The organism is Ruegeria sp. CH8 (assembly GCF_056536985.1).
The window spans coordinates 19670-34750 of record NZ_JBQFQR010000018.1 but is presented as its reverse complement, the minus strand read 5'-3'; the positions used below and the strand labels follow the sequence as shown (position 1 = coordinate 34750).

Genomic DNA, 15081 nt, shown 5'->3' with positions numbered 1-15081 from the left:
AATCAGATCAGGCCGCCGCCACGTTCATCCTCATGATCCGGGCCGTACATGTTGATTTCCATGCCGCATTCGATTTCGCGGATAACGGGTTTGCTCCAAGCCATAGTGAGTTCTCCTCCATAGGTTTCCCTAACAGCAATCTGACAGGTAACGCGCGTCAGGGCGATTCTTATTTTGTAAGAACAGCTTAGACTTTGGTAGGTGTTCAGCTGTCTTCCGGCAGCGGAGCCCGGCCTTGCAGGCAGAACCCCTGATTGCGTAGTGTCTTGATTTCAAACCCGAAGTCATCCGCGCCCAGCTTCTTGCGCAAATAGCCGATATAGACATCGACCACGTTTTCGTTACTGGACCCTTCCTGCGACCAAAGCGTGTCGAACAGCTCTCCCCGTGAGATGGGCGTTCCTGCCTTGCTGTTAAGCAGGGCTAGCAGATCGTATTCGCGTTCGGTCAGTGTGACGCGTGTTTCGCGGATGGTTATTGTCCTGCCCCGCAACGACATTCGGGCGGGATCCGGGTGTTGGGACTGTGCGCGCTGCTCCTGCACCTGCAACCGCGCGACCAACTCGTCAAAGCTGAAGGGTTTGACCACATAATCGTCCGCCCCGGCCTCCAGACCGGCGGCGCGGTGGTCGACATCCGACAGGGCGGACAGCATCAGAATGGGGATCGATACCCCTGCCGCGCGGGCGGCCCGGACCAAATCGATACCGCTGTCTTCACCCAGCATGACATCGACGATCGCGCCCGAGTAGGACCCGCTCTGTAAACGTTCGAGACCCATGTCGGCGCGATTTTCAGCCTCGGCGTCATAGCCGTGCAGCGACAGCCCCCGAACCAGGGCCGAGGCGATTTTAGGGTCGTCATCTATGATCAGAAGTCTGGGCGCCATGCGGGTAGTCTATGCCTCTGCCAATGGTAATCGAATGCAGACATTTGTACCGGCTCCGGCCCCGATCGCCTGATCCCGCGGAACCGGGCTGATCAGCGTTATCGCGCCGTGATGGGCCTCGATCACCCAAGACGCAAGGGCCAGACCGACGCCAAATCCTTGTCTATTAGTTGTGCCCCCCTGAACAAACCGTTCGAAAATCTTGCCCTGAGCCTGTTTCGGAATGCCGGGGCCGTTGTCCGTCAGCGAAATCACGGCAGCCTCACCCACACACGTGGCCGAGATCGTTATCAGTTTCCCGGCCCGCGCATGTCGGATCGCGTTGCGGATGAGGCTCAGAACAACCTGTCGGATCCAGTTGGGATCGCAGTGCAATGCGCAACTCGGGACAGCGCTTACCTCTAGCTGCATGTTGGCGCTGTCGATCTCAGGCTGGATGTCGTGAACGACCGTCTGCAACAGGTCAGGCAGGGCGACCACGCTTGGGTCCAGTGCCAATTCGCCGGTTTCAGAACGCGCCACACGCAGCAGGTCGTCAATGCGCTGGTTCAGTTTCGCGGCACTGTTCTCGATGGTCGCCAAAGCACCCGGTGCGCTTTTGCTGTCCTGCCGCCCGATCTGGGATTCCATCATGATTACGGTCAGGGGTGTGCGTAATTCGTGACTGATATCGGCGAAAAAACGACGGCGGTTTTCGTCAATCCGGGACAGGGAGTCATTGGCCGCGCGCAGTTCTTGCGTGCGCTTTTCAATGGTTTCGTTCAAGCCTGCCCATTCGGCCTCGATTTCGGTCTGCCGGTGCTTCAATGCGGCCGCCATCCGGTTCGTTTCGCCATAAAGCTGGCCGATTTCGTCGGGGCGTGTGTCCGGCAAGGCGACCGTAAACTCGGCCTTGCCGATTTGTTCGGCTGCCGTGCGCAGGCGGTCCAACCTGGAGAATTGCGGGCGGATAAGGCCGAAATAGAACCAGGCCGTGCTGAGTATGGCGAAAACGGCAAATCCCAGCGCAATCCAAGTCAGGGTCAAGCGGGTTTTTTCGATTCCGGCCAGAATGGCGTTGCGAAATAAAACCTCTGTGTTCACAGCCTGACTGAGCAAAGGATCGAAACCCGAGGCGAAAGAGTCGATATAGGCCCGCAACCGCGCCTGATCCGCGGTGTCGTCACTCAGACCTTCGAGTGTATTGCTCAGCAAGGCGTCCATGCGGGCAAGCCCAAGAGATTGCGTGCCATAGCGGGATTGTTCATCCAGCCCCATCTCTTGGGCCGCCGTGACGGCGTCCTCGACGTCGGCGCGCAGGTTTTCGAAGGTTGCGCTGATCTGGCCCCGGATCGGAGCAAGCCTTTCCAACCGGGTATTTGCGGGTTGGCCGGTCTGAACGGCTTCGGTCGCGATTACCAGAAACGTGGCCGCTTGGGTAGACAGGGCCGCGTATCGGGCCATGCGGGTTTCCGATGCCAGAGCTGTTTCCAGCCGGTTCGCTACGGTTTGCATCCCCAGAAAAAGGATCGCTGCTGTCAGCAGGGTTCCCGCCCCCAGAACCAGGGCACCAAGCCCCAGGCGGGTTTTCAGCAGCAGTGCGCGCTTAGTAGATTTGGCTGCTGACGTCATGATTTCCGCTTCATCAAGCCACGGGCAGGGTCATATCCCCAGACGGCAATCGTACTGAGTAAGACGGTCCAAATCAGCACCCATAACAGAGCGCTCCAATTGATCTGCAGGTAGAGGAGAAACCGGATCAACTCGACCACGTGGGTGAATGGGTTCAGCGCGCAGATATCGCGCAACAGCGGTGAGCTTTCCGCCATTTTCCACAGCGGGTAGAGGGCAGAAGACAGAAAGAACATTGGGAAAATGACAAAGTTCATCACACCTGCGAAGTTCTCAAGTTGCTTAATGAAGCTGGACAGGACCAACCCCAGCGCACCCAGCATTAGCCCACCCAGGACCAGCCCCGGCAGAACCGCGACATAGCCGGGCAGGGGCAAGACGATGCCAAACAGGGCCGCCAGCGCCAGAAAGGTATAGACCTGCAGGATTGATATCGCCGTCGAGCCCAGCAGGCGGCAGAACAACAGCCACCAACGCGGAAAGGAGCTGGTAAGCAACAGGCGCATCGATCCCATCTCGCGGTCATAGACAAGGCTGAGCGAGCTTTGCATTCCGTTGAACAACAGAACCATCGCGCAGAGGCCCGGCACGATATAGGTCTCATAGGTGATGTATGTCTGATAGGGCGGGATGATCGAAAGCCCCAGTGCGGCCCGAAATCCGGCAGCAAAGATTAGCAGCCAGACCATCGGTCGCACCAGCGCCGCCAGAAACCGTTCGCGCTGATGTATAAAGCGCAGAAACTCGCGCCCAATGATGGCGCGGGCGACACCCCAGAAGCCGTTCATGCCGAGACCCCGGTCTGTGACAGAAACCAGTCGGATAACGCGTGCTGCCCGCGCAGATCACCCGTTTGCCCTGATGCCAGAACCCGGCCCTGATGTAGAACCAGCAACTGGTCATCGTCGTGCACTTCATCCGTCAGGTGGGTTGCCCACAGGACGCATAGGCCCTGTTCCGCCAGGTCGTGGACATGCCGGGTGATCGATTGTCTAGCGGCGGCGTCCAGACCGACGGTGGGTTCATCCAGCAACAAAACGCTGGGATCATGCAGCAAGGCGCGGGCCAGCTCCATCCTGCGGCGATGGCCGCCATTCAACGCGCGCACTTTTTCCTCTGCCCGCTCGCGCATGTTCAGACGGTCCAGGGCTGCGTCGATGCGCCCGGATACCTCATTACGTGGCAGTCCGTGTAAAGCTGCAAAATAGGTCATGTTCTGGCGCACAGTCAGGCTGAGATCCAGGGTCGGCTGTTGAAACACCACGCCCAATTGCCCCAGTGCCTTTCGCGGAAACCGGCGTAAGTTGGCTCCTGCCACGCTGATCTCACCCTGCGGTGCAACCAGAAGGCGGGTTAGCAGGGACACGAGTGTTGACTTCCCGGCCCCGTTTGGGCCCAGAAGCGCGCAGAAGGTTCCCGGCGCTACGTCAAAAGACACCGCGTCCAGCGCTGTTTTTGCGCCGTAATGAAAGCTCAGATCGCGGACAGACAGACCGGGGCCTGCCTCTTGCAGCGACTGTGCATTCGGCATGTAAACCTCCGCACTGACTTTGTAATCTGAACGTTAGCTTGCATGTTCGACGCGGTTTTCTCAACCGTGCATATACGCAGCTGACCGCGACTTAAGTATGCCAATCTTCACAGATTTGTTATGTTTGGATATCGATCCGGCACAGTTATCATGGCGGGCGTATCCAAAAGAAAGAGCGGCCATGTCCCTAACCAGGCGCGATACGATGCAGGTAAGCCTTTGGGCCTTGCTTTGCCTGACAGCGCCGGTTCGCGCGCAGGATCTGTTCGCATCATCCAGTTCGGCCACGTTGGAGGAATTGGTTGACGCATTTGTCGGTGCTAGACCGCTTGCAGACGGCGGCGTGTCGCTGACCCTGCCGGTCGTGGCGGAGGACGGGTATCGCGTTCCGGTGTCCATCGAAGCGCCCGGGGCGGAGGAAGTTCTACTGATCGCACCCGGCAATCCGGTCTTGCCGGTGCTCAGCGCCCGGTTCGGCCCTTTGGCGGGGTCTCAGGCGATATCGACGCGTATGCGTCTGGCACAGACGCAAGACGTCGTTGCGCTTGCGCGAATGCCAGAAGGAGCAGTGCACCGAGGCTTGCACCCGGTTTCGGTTGTCATTGGTGGCTGCGCCTGATCGCAGAACGGAGAGAACAATGGCTTCAGGTGTCAAGACCCGCGTCAAACTGCCGAAACAGGCGCGCGCGGGCGAGGTTATCACCATCAAGACGCTGATTTCCCACCGCATGGAATCCGGCCATCGCCTTGACCCCAGTGGTCAGCCCGTCCCGCGCTCGATCATCCATCGATTTCTATGTACGTTCGAGGGAGAAACGGTCATTGACCTTGGCATCGGGCCTGGCATCTCGACGAACCCGTTCTTCGAATTTCAGGCCATCGTTCCCGGCCCTGGTGTGTTTACGTTTGCGTGGTTCGATGATGACGGAGCAATCTATACCGACAGCCGTTCGATCACGGTCATCTAAGGGCCTACGAAAGTGTCGGTTTTGGAAACGGGCCGATTTTGCAAGTGTTGAGTGTCGCAACGCTGGGATAGAAATGAAGTGTATCAACCTGCTCATGTGCGGATGTGTTTTGGGATTGCCCGGCTGGGCTGCGCTGGCTGGTGAGAATGTCGAAGCTGGGCAGGGTTCAGAAACACAGGCGGATCTGGAGCTTGGCGCATATCTGTCGGCGCAATGCGTCACTTGTCATCAGAAAGGCGCGGCAAGCGAGGGTATTCCAGACATTGCCGGGCTTTCATCAAAAGACTTCGTGGCGGCCATGCAGGCCTACAAACAGAACGACCGCGCGCATCCGATCATGCAGATGCTTGCGGCGCGTCTGAATGACGACGAAATCGCCGCTCTCGCGGCCTATTTCGGGTCGGTTGAGTGAAGGCATAAAGTGGAAGGAATTACGGATGAAATGGGATCGGCGCAAATTTCTGGGCACTGGCATCGCCGTCACCGGGGCATTGTCTGCTCCTGCGGTCCTTTCGGAAGGAGCAGGAAAGCCACGGGTCGTAGTCATTGGCGGTGGAGCAGGGGGGGCAACCGCGGCGCGGTATATCGCCAAGGACAGCGAGGGCGCGATTGACGTCACGCTGATCGAGCCTTCTCGGGTCTATTTTAGCTGCTTTTTCTCGAATCTCTATATCGGCGGTCTGAAGTCCATCGACGACATTGGCCACACTTATGGGGCGCTTGCCGCGAACCATGGGATCAACGTGATCCACGACTGGGCCGTTGGAGTGGATCGCGCGGCCCGTACGGTCACATTGGCAGGCGGGGCGGTGCTGTCCTATGACAAGCTGATCATCGCCCCGGGTATTGACTTCGTCGAAGGGTCGGTCGAAGGCTGGAGTGTCTCGTCGCAAAACCGGATGCCGCATGCCTACAAGGCCGGTTCCCAGTCCGAACTGTTGCGGGCGCAGATTGAAAACATGCCCGAAGGCGGTGTCTTTGCGATGGTCGCGCCACCCAACCCCTATCGTTGCCCGCCTGGGCCGTATGAGCGTATTTCGATGGTGGCGCATGTTCTGAAAACCACTAATCCCAGCGCCAAGATCATAATTGCCGACCCCAAGCCGAAATTCTCGAAAATGGCGTTGTTCGAAGACAGCTGGGCAACGCACTATACCGGGATGATCGACTGGATCGGCGAGGATTTTGGCGGCGGCAATGTTTCCGTCGACCCGGACCGGATGACCCTGACGATTGATGGTGAAGAACTGACCGTCGACGTTTGCAACGTCATCCCCGCGATGAAAGCTGGACGTATCGCCGAACTGGCAGGCGTGACCGACGGCAGATGGGCGCCGGTGAACGCGATTGACATGTCTTCGAAGGTTGATCCCGATGTCTACGTCCTGGGTGATGCCAGCCAGCAGGGCGACATGCCGAAATCCGGGTTCTCGGCGAATTCGCAGGCCAAGGTCTGCGCCAACGCCGTGCGTGGCGCGTTGACAGGGTCTCGGGTTTTCCCGCCCCGCTATGCAAACACGTGCTGGTCGCTTATCGCGGTAAACGATGGTGTGAAAGTTGGCGCTACTTACGAAGCGACAGAAGAAAAAATAGCACGAGTCGACGGCTTCATCAGCCAAATAGGTGAGTCCGCTGAAACACGTCGTTTAACGTATCATGAATCGGTCAATTGGTACGCTGCAATTTCCGAAGACATGTTCGACTAGGGTCACGATTCATAACCAATAGATGACGGTTGCTGCGAGGGCGATGGAGGAGAGGAAGGCCTCGGGACAGCGATCATAACGTGTCGCCACGCGCCTCCAGTTCTTGAGCCTACCAAACATGATCTCAATACGGTCGCGCAGTTTGTAACGGCGTTTGTCGTACTTCACGGTAGTCTGGTTTCCCGACGAGCCTTGGCGCCTAAATCCAAATCGTAAAGCTGAACGCATTCCGATCCGCCTTGCTGGCACCCAAAAACAGCGCCGCAAGTATCGGGGATGTGGCCGCAACTTTTGAGATTTGGCATTTGAGCAGACTGGCGCAAACACGCGTTTGTATCGTCGTGGACCAAAAAAGCGACGCCATGCTTTGCCAAAGCGGATGTGTTTTTAGTCAAAGATGCTAACAGCCGCCCCTCGTCAGTAAGAGCTACGCCTGCGTGGATGGCAATCTACACTTCCGTCCTTGCTTTTGCCGACAGACAGCCTCGACCTGCGCTCAACTGAACTGACGCTCTTGGTTGATTGGTGATGGTTGTGCCGATGCCTTCTACAGCGAAATCAGGCCACCAGTCAGCGCACCTGCTAGTGCCTTATCCGGTGTTGCCGTTCTTTTCTACAGCCAAACGTCCGCGAATTTCGGCCCTTTTTGCCTGAAACTTCCTTGCAAGATGCGGGTCTATATCACTCCGTTCGATCCCGACTATTCGTATCAGAAGTTGCAGCCCATCCCACGTATTCATAACCTCGTCCGCGCGCTGCCTGTGCCAATTCAACCCTTCTTGTGACAGCCTTCGCAGTTCATCATCTGCGTACAACTCATTGAGTGCTTCCTTTAGCGCTGGCAAATTGCGCTGAATTGACGTTTCTTCAACCGTGTTGAAATTCCGATCAACCCAATATCTCAAACCGATTTCTTGGTGTGAGCGATTCGGCAAACCACGATTCGATTTAACCAGGTAAGCAAGGGCGGATTTGACCGAATAATGATTGAGACAGACCAAATCCATACCCGTATACCGCCCGAAAGTCACAAGTCCACGCTCCTGAAACAATGCCGGTAAGAGTTGGCCTGAGCCATTGACCCATCGGACCTTATGTTTTTGACTAGGCTTCGGTTTTTTGGGGCGATGCACACCAAGCTTCTGGTAAGCCCCGTTGTTGCGAAAGAGCGTCTTGAAATGACTGGCCTCCCATGGCGAAAAGCAGGGCAGAGGGGCTGCACGGGTGAACTCCTCCAAGATAGGCAGAGCCGAGAAATCTACCTTTCCGCTGTTGCCAAAGAGCCTCCATGTCAGCGCGAAAGCATCCGCATCAGGTACTGCCGCGAACAAGTCATCAAGCTTTCCAGAACCCGTCTTGATATTTACAAATTCATCAATGTCAGAGAACAGAATCCACTCTGCAGCTTTAGTAAGCTCATGTTTTCCGGCCAAGTTTAAAGCAGTCCACTGAACACCTTTCTTTACGTAGTTCTGATTGCGTTCGTGGGTGAGCCAGCCACGTGCTGCGAGGGCATCCAAAAGTATATCTGTTCCATCGGAGCAGTCGTTTGAATACACAAGGATATTATCAAACCCAATTAATTTATGATAAGCCACCCATTCCAGAATATAAGGGGCCTCGTTTTTCATCGCTGTAATCAGAAGACGTGTCATCCGAGCCCCTGTCTCATTCTCTATGACCAGACTCTATGACCCAAGCAGTTTCGACGCGCGCAACGCAGTCCGTTGTTCGTACACTCACTTGCGAAGATATTGTGCTTGCTCGGTGGCTCTGTTCTGTTTCTCTGTTCAGTTTAAGCATAATGTATTAACGCTGCAACTTGCCGACTGCGTGTATAGTTTTGGTGATAGATTCCCACACTCTTAAGTATAACGGATTGCGCTTTTCCTGAGTTTCGATTGAAAAATCGCGGAATCGAAATGATCAGCATGATCCGAAAAGATCAACTCACACCTGGACTCTCTCCCTAACGCACTTTGTTCAATTGGCAGGGTAATCAATCCGAGCGCCGGTCCTTCTCAACCGCGCTCCGAGTTTGCGGCAGTACCCGCGCGCAGCCCTCAAATAGCGCAGCGGGTGTCCCTAACCGGGTCTCAGGTCTCAACAATGGTTTTGCATGAACCACACTGATGAGGAGATCGGCTATCGTATTTGTCTCAGGTTTAAAGTCCGTATTTTCTTAGTTCAATTTCGAACTCTTTGACGTCCACTTCGTCGAAGATCAACAGGCAAGAATTTATGCTTACATCGGTGACAGAGTTTCAGCGGACATCTCAGTGAGCACCGTTCCCACGTGAGAAGATTGGTTTATTGGTCAGGTAAGCGTAACCATCGACCTTTTCGGTGTCACCCTCGTGGCGGAAATGTTCGGGATAGGTGATGAAGTCAGGTGCCAAAAAGGCACATATCTTTTCTGGGGAGTCGTTCTTGATATCATATACCAAGAGTTGATTTGGCTTATCGGCGAAAAACTTCTGCACGCTGTCCAAATGATCGTCCCACTGGCGACCCCAATAGGCAATGATCTCATCGTCTCTACTCAGACCCAGCGCCTTGCCATAACGCTTCATGTAGTTGCCCGCGCCATGGCGTGAACGCGAACGCAACCAGCCTTCTTTATCTCGGATGTTCAATACAAAATACGAATTTGGATAGTATTCATACAATTCACGAAAGAAGGCCGCACCCTCAATAACTCCTTCGGCGGCCACTCGCTGGACATCTGTAAAAGCCACATATTGGTCAATCCGTCCGGCCAGCGGTTTGCGGCCGGCGGCCAGGTTTTCCTGCATTCTCAGAGCCAGAAGGCCGCGGTTGAAATGACCCGAATAGATACCTGCCCTTTGAAAGAAACGATAGAGACTTCGCGTGCCGCATTTGTTGAACCCGATCTGGAAAATCCGTGTCAGCTTCTGACGCCGCGTGACCAACGGGTGCCGTTTGACCGCATCTTTTAGGTCCTCGCTGGGTATCTCGGCAAGCTCTGTCCTTATATAGGTTGCGTTCAACGGCTCGCGCGGACTCATGTGTCGGTCCCGGTATAAACGTTCATGCCGGAAGCGACGCGCTTGGCACGGCGCTGCAAGCGCATCTCGCGCAGGCGTGTTCGGCTTAGCTTCGGGATGTATTCATTTTTTGTATCCGCGGATATTTTGCCAATCTGTGTTTCGATCAGGTCCGGGTCAATTGAATCCCATTCCGGATCCTCGTCCAGAAAACCGTACCCAGCCAGTGCACGCCCGATGGCCGGAACATCAATTTGGCCGATCGAAAACCGATCCGCCTTGCCCCGCTCGGCCACGATCCAATCATATTCGATTTCTTCGATCATCGCGGGCTTCTTCCCGGTTGCGCCGTGCAACTGATTGACGATGTGAATGGCTGCAGAAGAACTGCGTCGCCAAATGATCGCAACATCTGGCTCCGGACCTATGCACAAACCCGCCAGATGCAAAGCCGAGCCATCAAGCCCAATAATCTTCCTAGCGGCCCTGTAGCGGGCGATCTGTACTTCCAGACTGTGCTGTTGAGGGTGAAAAATTTCATAACCCGCATGCGAAAGGTTCTCTTCCAGCATCGTTTCGCCAATCGCCCCGCCCTTGGCCGAGGGTAGGGCCGAACGAGATATGTACAGCCGATCCGGCCCGTCGGGGGCAATGTCCAACGCAAAACGGCTCTGAAAGAAATCGTGATGCTTGGCCGTGCCGTAAGCGATGTTTCCGAGGCCCAGACCTTGGCCGGGCACCAATAGGCGTTCGACACTGGTAGGCGCATGCACCACTTTGAGCGGTTTGTTCACTTGGCACAGCTTGAAAAACGTTTGGTGAAAAGCATTCACGACACCGTTGCGCTTATGCAGAAAGAGGATACCATCGACTTTGTCAGCAAGTTCCGGGTAGGCCCATATCCGTGAAAGCGTTTCGGTCAAAAAATGCCCAAAATGATTCAAGAGTATCCCACCCCACATCCACGTCCCAGGCAGGTGCTCTTTACCATCCGGTAGAGTTTTAGGCTCCAGCATTAATGGCCCAGGCCCTGCGCGATACAGGACGGCGGAGTCCACAAAAGCCCTATCGGTATCGAACACACCGCATTCCTGGCGCATGCCCCTTCCGTTTGAGGGGGCGATCAAGGCGTTGCGAACCTCTTGGATTTCAGTCGACCATCCACCCGAAGGGGTGGGATATTCTTTGGGGTCGAATTGCGGTGGGAAATAAGGAATTTCTGTCATCACTCAAGCCTTTTGGAAAGTCACGACAGCTTGTTCAGATCTCGCTGCATCATATACCAATCCTGCGCTCATAAACGCCTCAAAGACCTTTTTTACGCCCGCAAGGCCGATTGTCTGTGGGTGCAACTCAACTATTGCGGCGCGAAACGTGCTCAGGTCCAACGCGGGTAACAGATCGGCTTCGGCCCCTTCAATATCGCAGATCAGCAGATTTGCCGGGAAATCGGCCAAGATGCTCTCGAGCGTTACCTGCTCTACATCCACGGTTTTGACAACCCCGCCGAAGCGGTCGCCAAGATTGTCATTCAACGAAGAAGCCAAAAAATCCTCGCGAACGAAAAATGTCAACGGCGGACCGTCCTGGGCGGCAATCAGGCCGTGTCGAACATCAATCCGATCCGCGACAGAATTGAGTTTGTGAACCTCTTGAATGAAGGGGATCAGGTCTGGATTCGCATCAAAAGACCGAACGCGCGCAACCCCATGTTCGCGTACCATAAGAGTCGAGATAAAGCCGATACCGCCGCCAATTTCGAGAACATGATCAGTCGGCTCTAGAAGTCCTTTCATGGCCAGCCGCTCAGGTCTTTCATAGTTTCCTCGGCGGATTGAACGCTTGTGAATGCGCTTCAGGATAGCGGGATTGTCAGGAAAGGTCAGATCGCCCAGCGTAACGGTGTCATAGCGCAAAGGTCAGCTCTCCATATCTGCTGCGATGGTATAGGCCACACGCTCAAGGTCGGTGAGATTGGCGGATTTGATATCAGCTCGCAACTTGCGGAATTCGGCTTCCCGGCCCAGTTCGGTGGCGCGGGCACGGTGCCAGACAAGGCCATTTGTATGCAACTCGGCCAGTACCGGATCTTTCAGAAGTTTGGCTTTTTCATGTTCCATCCGATCCATATGGCGTAGGATCGTCCGGTCGACATGCGTGTTCCAGTCATGGCGTACCCAGTAATTGAACCCGATAGTGCGCGTCGTGTGCAGAGCGCGGCCTCGCTTGCGTTTGACAATAAAGCTGTCCCGGCTGCGCAAAGCATAGTGGTTGAGCTGCACCTTGTCATAACCCACTGACCGGATCGAGCTGCGCCACGTGCCGGGCTTGTGACCTTCATCGGTAATGTCGCACAGTGAGCCGTTTAGCCATTTGGGTCGAACCTCAAGCTCGTCGAAAGGCTTGTTGGGGCGATGACAGCTGAGCTTTGAATAAATGCCGACATTCTTGGTGACCGTCTTGAAGCCCCACATTGTATGGGGTTTAGGTGCATAGGCCGGCGCGCACTGGGTGAAACGGTGGATCACGCTAGCATCGCCAATCTCGTCAATGCCAGCATTGCCGAAGACCCGCCAGGTCATGGCGATATTGGTTGTGTCCGGGTCGGCTGCATAGACCTCTGCCAAGGTGCCGTTGCCAAAGCGGACGTTGATGTACTCGTCCACATCGATATGAATCAACCACTTGGCATGCTTAAAGATGTCCATCTTTATAGCCTTGTTCAGCGCGGCCTGCTGTGGCGACTTGCCTTTCCACTCATCGTTGTTTTCATGGGTGACATGCCCCAGCTCGGCCAGCCGATCGAGGATCGCATCGGTTCCGTCGCTACAATTGTTTGTAAAGATCAGGAAGTGATCGACGCCGATGCTTTTGTGAAAGGCGATCCACTCCAGGATGTAAGGGGCTTCATCTTTCATGCAGCCGACAACCAGCGTGCCGGTCGAGGGTGCTGGTGGATCAACCGGCAGGGACGGCATGTCCTGGGTTTCGTCAAAACTGACGACGCCGTGATTGCGTGGGGCAAAGCGGTTATGCCTGATGCCCGCAAGAAGCTCGCGGCCCTGATGGTTCAAAAGTCGGGCGCCATCAGCGCTAAGGGTCAGGCCCACTTTGGCCGAGGCTTCCAGCCGTGCTTCCGCCTCTGATTTGCGGCGCACGCGCCGGTCGCGAATTTGGGACATCCGATCTCGGACCGCCTCCTCAAACCCCACAAGCAGAGGCGACGGATCAAAGTCATCGTCAGGCTCAATCGAGACGGGCGCATGCGGCTTGGGTGAAGGCGAAAAAAGATCTTCGGTCTCGATGCCTTGGACCAGTGGAGCAAAATCCTCCGGGCGCAGCGGTGCTTCCTGGGCAGGTGCCTGCACGCGGCTGATGATCTGACGGCGCATGCGATGTGGAATATGCCCCAGATCAAGCCTGCGCTCGACATCAATCAGTTCCAGATTCAACCGCAAGAGTCTTTGAGTGAGTAGGCGGCCTGGATAGGCAGGCTCATCTAGCCGGAATGCGGGATCAATCTTGCCGACGCGGGCTTTTAGATCAAAAGCAGTCCTGAATTCGGCGAGCAAGCTTTCATGGGTAAAGACTGCGGGTAACGGGCGAAGATGCAGATATGACGGCTCGAAAGCCTTACGCCAGAAGTCAAGCATAGCGCCCTGATCCAGCCCGGGACTGGGCGTGTGCACGGCACTGCGGATATCGGCACCGGATTCCAGCCAGTTTTGCCGCTGCACATGGGCTGCGCCCCACCAGTTATCCGGGCTTTGGGCCAGCTCCGCTTCGCGCGACAGTCCCGAAACCCGACCCGCCAGCACCTGCCAGATAAAATGTTGGCAGAGCGCGTCCTCAGGCCGCGCCAGATGCACCACCGCGCGTATGTCGTCGCTAAAGCGCGAAAGGGCGTTCAAAAAAGTGTTCAGCGCCTTGGGACTGTCGCACCAGGTCCACATGTCGGCCATCGTCAGCAAAAGAGCGCGCGGCCGGTGCCGTACAATCTCCAGCCCGATCTGGTCAAACCAATCGGCCGCGGCGGTCATCAGAACTTCCGGGTCGCTGAACCCTCGTGCTTCGCGGTAGGGATGCCAGGCCAACTGCGCGCTACCCGCGAAAAAGGTGGTATAGTGGTCGGTCAGGCCCGCAGACTTGGGCAACAATATCCCTTGCTCAAGAAGTTTCTTACGCTTTGCAGCCATGAGGTTTTGCAGGACAGAAAATTGCGCCCCCGCACTTCCTGTATGAAAGATGACCTGCATTGCTGCTCCGTCGCCGCGCGCTCAAAAGGATTGTAGTTACAATCCATCTTAGTGTTTTCATCACTATAAATGGTTCTCAGGCCCAAACACCATAGGCAAGCCGCTTTGGTTTTTCAGACGCTGGCGGCCTTCTGGCTACGCCGCAAAGCTGGGCTGATGGCGATTAAATCGTCCCGCAGGGCAACAAATTCCGGCCGCTCCAGCAGCCGCGCCACCAATGCGCGATGGGCAGCGACACAGGCGTCATGAGCAACGCCAACTCCATCCAGCGCCTTAAGACGGTCCATCTCGGCAGTCAATTCAGTCAGGCGGCGAGTGATGGATCTGTCTTCTTGGTGATCCTCGTTGCGCTCGGACCAGTATTTGGTTTGAAACTTGCGATACTTGCGATTTACGTCGCCGCGTTCAGACTTGACAAGATAGCTGTCCAGCGAGCGCAGCGTATAATGGTTCAGCCCGGCCAATGTGCTGGCGCCCGCAGCCGGAAAGCGATGGCGGCGGCGCTTGTTCGCAACCGTCAGGAAAGGCTGCGGCACCTGGCGACCCGAACCATCGGTCCAGGACAGATTCTCTGTCGCGGGATCAAAACTTGCGCGGACAAAAGGCCGGTGCGCGCCGAAGAACTTCAGGGGAAAGTCGCGTCGGGTCAGGGTCTTGACCTCGATCGCCTTCTCCTCTCCCCACAGAGCGGCATCATGTGTATGCGTGAACTGCTCGATCACTGGCCGATCCTCGAAGCGATGTATCCCTCCATTCGCCATCATCCGCATCGTGATCGAGATTGCTTTGGGGTTGCCGCAGGCGGTGATCAAATCCGGGATGGTCCCTTGGCCGGTGCGGATATCAAGAAACTCGTCCACGTCACTGACAAAGACCCAATCGGCGTCACGCACCAGCGGGTTAGAGGCAGCTGCTTTTAGCGCTGTCATCTGGTACGGCTGACCGGGTTGGGCTGGATTGGGAAGATGTTTGACCACCCCGTGCGCGGACAGGGTATCAAGCAGAGCATCGGTATGATCGGTACAATCATTGGTATAAATCAGAAAGTCGCTTACTCCGATGATGCGATTATAGGCAATCCATTCCAGCAAGAACGGCCCTTCATTTTTCAT

The 15081-nt window shown here is 55.9% G+C and carries 15 protein-coding genes and 1 pseudogene; 4 read left to right on the top strand and 12 right to left on the bottom strand.

Annotation, left to right across the window (positions count from 1 at the left end; translation table 11 throughout):
- Nucleotides 1-2: 2 nt before the first annotated feature.
- The 5 genes from pqqA to ACR0ER_RS18885 all read right to left on the bottom strand — a co-directional run bounded on the left by pqqA (nt 3) and on the right by ACR0ER_RS18885 (nt 4031).
- Entirely contained in the window at nt 3-104 is a 102-nt protein-coding gene (gene pqqA, locus ACR0ER_RS18905; RefSeq protein ID WP_170335272.1) for a pyrroloquinoline quinone precursor peptide PqqA, read from the bottom strand.
- A 101-nt stretch (nt 105-205) separates the two neighbouring features.
- Nucleotides 206-889 (bottom strand): response regulator transcription factor, encoded by a 684-nt coding sequence (locus tag ACR0ER_RS18900; RefSeq protein ID WP_480770274.1) that lies wholly within the window; start codon nt 887-889, stop codon nt 206-208.
- A gap of 9 nt (nt 890-898) precedes the next feature.
- Complete coding sequence (locus tag ACR0ER_RS18895; RefSeq protein WP_480770273.1) at nt 899-2500, bottom strand: sensor histidine kinase; 1602 nt, start codon at nt 2498-2500, stop codon at nt 899-901.
- Complete coding sequence (locus tag ACR0ER_RS18890; RefSeq protein ID WP_480770272.1) at nt 2497-3288, bottom strand: ABC transporter permease; 792 nt, start codon at nt 3286-3288, stop codon at nt 2497-2499. The genes ACR0ER_RS18895 and ACR0ER_RS18890 overlap by 4 nt, the downstream gene beginning before the upstream one ends.
- On the bottom strand, nt 3285-4031 hold the full coding sequence (locus ACR0ER_RS18885; RefSeq protein WP_480770271.1) for an ABC transporter ATP-binding protein: 747 nt from the start codon (nt 4029-4031) through the stop codon (nt 3285-3287). The genes ACR0ER_RS18890 and ACR0ER_RS18885 overlap by 4 nt, the downstream gene beginning before the upstream one ends.
- Before the next feature lie 181 nt (nt 4032-4212).
- On the opposite strand from ACR0ER_RS18885, the gene ACR0ER_RS18880 reads away from it, so the two are divergent.
- The 4 genes from ACR0ER_RS18880 (at nt 4213) to ACR0ER_RS18865 (ending at nt 6705) form a co-directional block, all read left to right on the top strand.
- On the top strand, nt 4213-4650 hold the full coding sequence (locus ACR0ER_RS18880) for a thiosulfate oxidation carrier protein SoxY (protein WP_480770270.1): 438 nt from the start codon (nt 4213-4215) through the stop codon (nt 4648-4650).
- Between the two features lie 19 nt (nt 4651-4669).
- Entirely contained in the window at nt 4670-4999 is a 330-nt protein-coding gene (gene soxZ, locus ACR0ER_RS18875) for a thiosulfate oxidation carrier complex protein SoxZ (RefSeq protein WP_480770269.1), read from the top strand.
- 73 nt (nt 5000-5072) lie between these two features.
- Nucleotides 5073-5411, top strand: a complete 339-nt coding sequence (locus ACR0ER_RS18870; RefSeq protein ID WP_480770268.1) for a c-type cytochrome — start codon at nt 5073-5075, stop codon at nt 5409-5411.
- Between the two features lie 25 nt (nt 5412-5436).
- Nucleotides 5437-6705 (top strand): FCSD flavin-binding domain-containing protein, encoded by a 1269-nt coding sequence (locus tag ACR0ER_RS18865; RefSeq protein ID WP_480770267.1) that lies wholly within the window; start codon nt 5437-5439, stop codon nt 6703-6705.
- 9 nt (nt 6706-6714) lie between these two features.
- Here the strand turns inward: ACR0ER_RS18865 and ACR0ER_RS18860 are convergent.
- From ACR0ER_RS18860 to ACR0ER_RS18830, 7 genes and pseudogenes are all read right to left on the bottom strand, one after another.
- Nucleotides 6715-6876: pseudogene (locus ACR0ER_RS18860) on the bottom strand (transposase); the annotation flags it as partial.
- Nucleotides 6877-7295: 419 nt separating this feature from the next.
- The gene (locus ACR0ER_RS18855) at nt 7296-8360 is read right to left on the bottom strand and encodes a glycosyltransferase family 2 protein (RefSeq protein WP_480770266.1); all 1065 of its coding nucleotides are present in this window, start codon (nt 8358-8360) and stop codon (nt 7296-7298) included.
- A gap of 621 nt (nt 8361-8981) precedes the next feature.
- The gene (locus tag ACR0ER_RS18850) at nt 8982-9734 is read right to left on the bottom strand and encodes a sulfotransferase (RefSeq protein ID WP_480770265.1); all 753 of its coding nucleotides are present in this window, start codon (nt 9732-9734) and stop codon (nt 8982-8984) included.
- Nucleotides 9731-10939 carry a glycosyltransferase family 61 protein gene (locus ACR0ER_RS18845; RefSeq protein WP_480770264.1) on the bottom strand — a complete coding sequence of 403 codons (1209 nt, stop codon included), beginning with the start codon at nt 10937-10939 and terminating at the stop codon, nt 9731-9733. The genes ACR0ER_RS18850 and ACR0ER_RS18845 overlap by 4 nt, the downstream gene beginning before the upstream one ends.
- Nucleotides 10940-10942: 3 nt before the next feature.
- The gene (locus tag ACR0ER_RS18840) at nt 10943-11629 is read right to left on the bottom strand and encodes an FkbM family methyltransferase (protein ID WP_480770263.1); all 687 of its coding nucleotides are present in this window, start codon (nt 11627-11629) and stop codon (nt 10943-10945) included.
- Nucleotides 11630-11632: 3 nt separating this feature from the next.
- Nucleotides 11633-13909 (bottom strand): glycosyltransferase family 2 protein, encoded by a 2277-nt coding sequence (locus ACR0ER_RS18835; protein WP_480770262.1) that lies wholly within the window; start codon nt 13907-13909, stop codon nt 11633-11635.
- A gap of 173 nt (nt 13910-14082) precedes the next feature.
- Nucleotides 14083-15081, bottom strand: coding sequence for a glycosyltransferase family 2 protein (locus tag ACR0ER_RS18830; RefSeq protein WP_480770261.1), 999 nt, complete (start codon nt 15079-15081; stop codon nt 14083-14085).

What these genes read in the sequence shown, in the direction of transcription:
- pqqA (WP_170335272.1), bottom strand. Translation starts at nt 104, where the DNA reads ATGGCTTGGAGCAAACCCGTTATCCGCGAAATCGAATGCGGCATGGAA.
- ACR0ER_RS18900 (WP_480770274.1), bottom strand. Translation starts at nt 889, where the DNA reads ATGGCGCCCAGACTTCTGATCATAGATGACGACCCTAAAATCGCCTCG.
- ACR0ER_RS18895 (WP_480770273.1), bottom strand. Translation starts at nt 2,500, where the DNA reads ATGACGTCAGCAGCCAAATCTACTAAGCGCGCACTGCTGCTGAAAACC.
- ACR0ER_RS18890 (WP_480770272.1), bottom strand. Translation starts at nt 3,288, where the DNA reads ATGAACGGCTTCTGGGGTGTCGCCCGCGCCATCATTGGGCGCGAGTTT.
- ACR0ER_RS18885 (WP_480770271.1), bottom strand. Translation starts at nt 4,031, where the DNA reads ATGCCGAATGCACAGTCGCTGCAAGAGGCAGGCCCCGGTCTGTCTGTC.
- ACR0ER_RS18880 (WP_480770270.1), top strand. Translation starts at nt 4,213, where the DNA reads ATGTCCCTAACCAGGCGCGATACGATGCAGGTAAGCCTTTGGGCCTTG.
- soxZ (WP_480770269.1), top strand. Translation starts at nt 4,670, where the DNA reads ATGGCTTCAGGTGTCAAGACCCGCGTCAAACTGCCGAAACAGGCGCGC.
- ACR0ER_RS18870 (WP_480770268.1), top strand. Translation starts at nt 5,073, where the DNA reads ATGAAGTGTATCAACCTGCTCATGTGCGGATGTGTTTTGGGATTGCCC.
- ACR0ER_RS18865 (WP_480770267.1), top strand. Translation starts at nt 5,437, where the DNA reads ATGAAATGGGATCGGCGCAAATTTCTGGGCACTGGCATCGCCGTCACC.
- ACR0ER_RS18855 (WP_480770266.1), bottom strand. Translation starts at nt 8,360, where the DNA reads ATGACACGTCTTCTGATTACAGCGATGAAAAACGAGGCCCCTTATATT.
- ACR0ER_RS18850 (WP_480770265.1), bottom strand. Translation starts at nt 9,734, where the DNA reads ATGAGTCCGCGCGAGCCGTTGAACGCAACCTATATAAGGACAGAGCTT.
- ACR0ER_RS18845 (WP_480770264.1), bottom strand. Translation starts at nt 10,939, where the DNA reads ATGACAGAAATTCCTTATTTCCCACCGCAATTCGACCCCAAAGAATAT.
- ACR0ER_RS18835 (WP_480770262.1), bottom strand. Translation starts at nt 13,909, where the DNA reads ATGGCTGCAAAGCGTAAGAAACTTCTTGAGCAAGGGATATTGTTGCCC.
- ACR0ER_RS18830 (WP_480770261.1), bottom strand. Translation starts at nt 15,081, where the DNA reads ATGAAAAATGAAGGGCCGTTCTTGCTGGAATGGATTGCCTATAATCGC.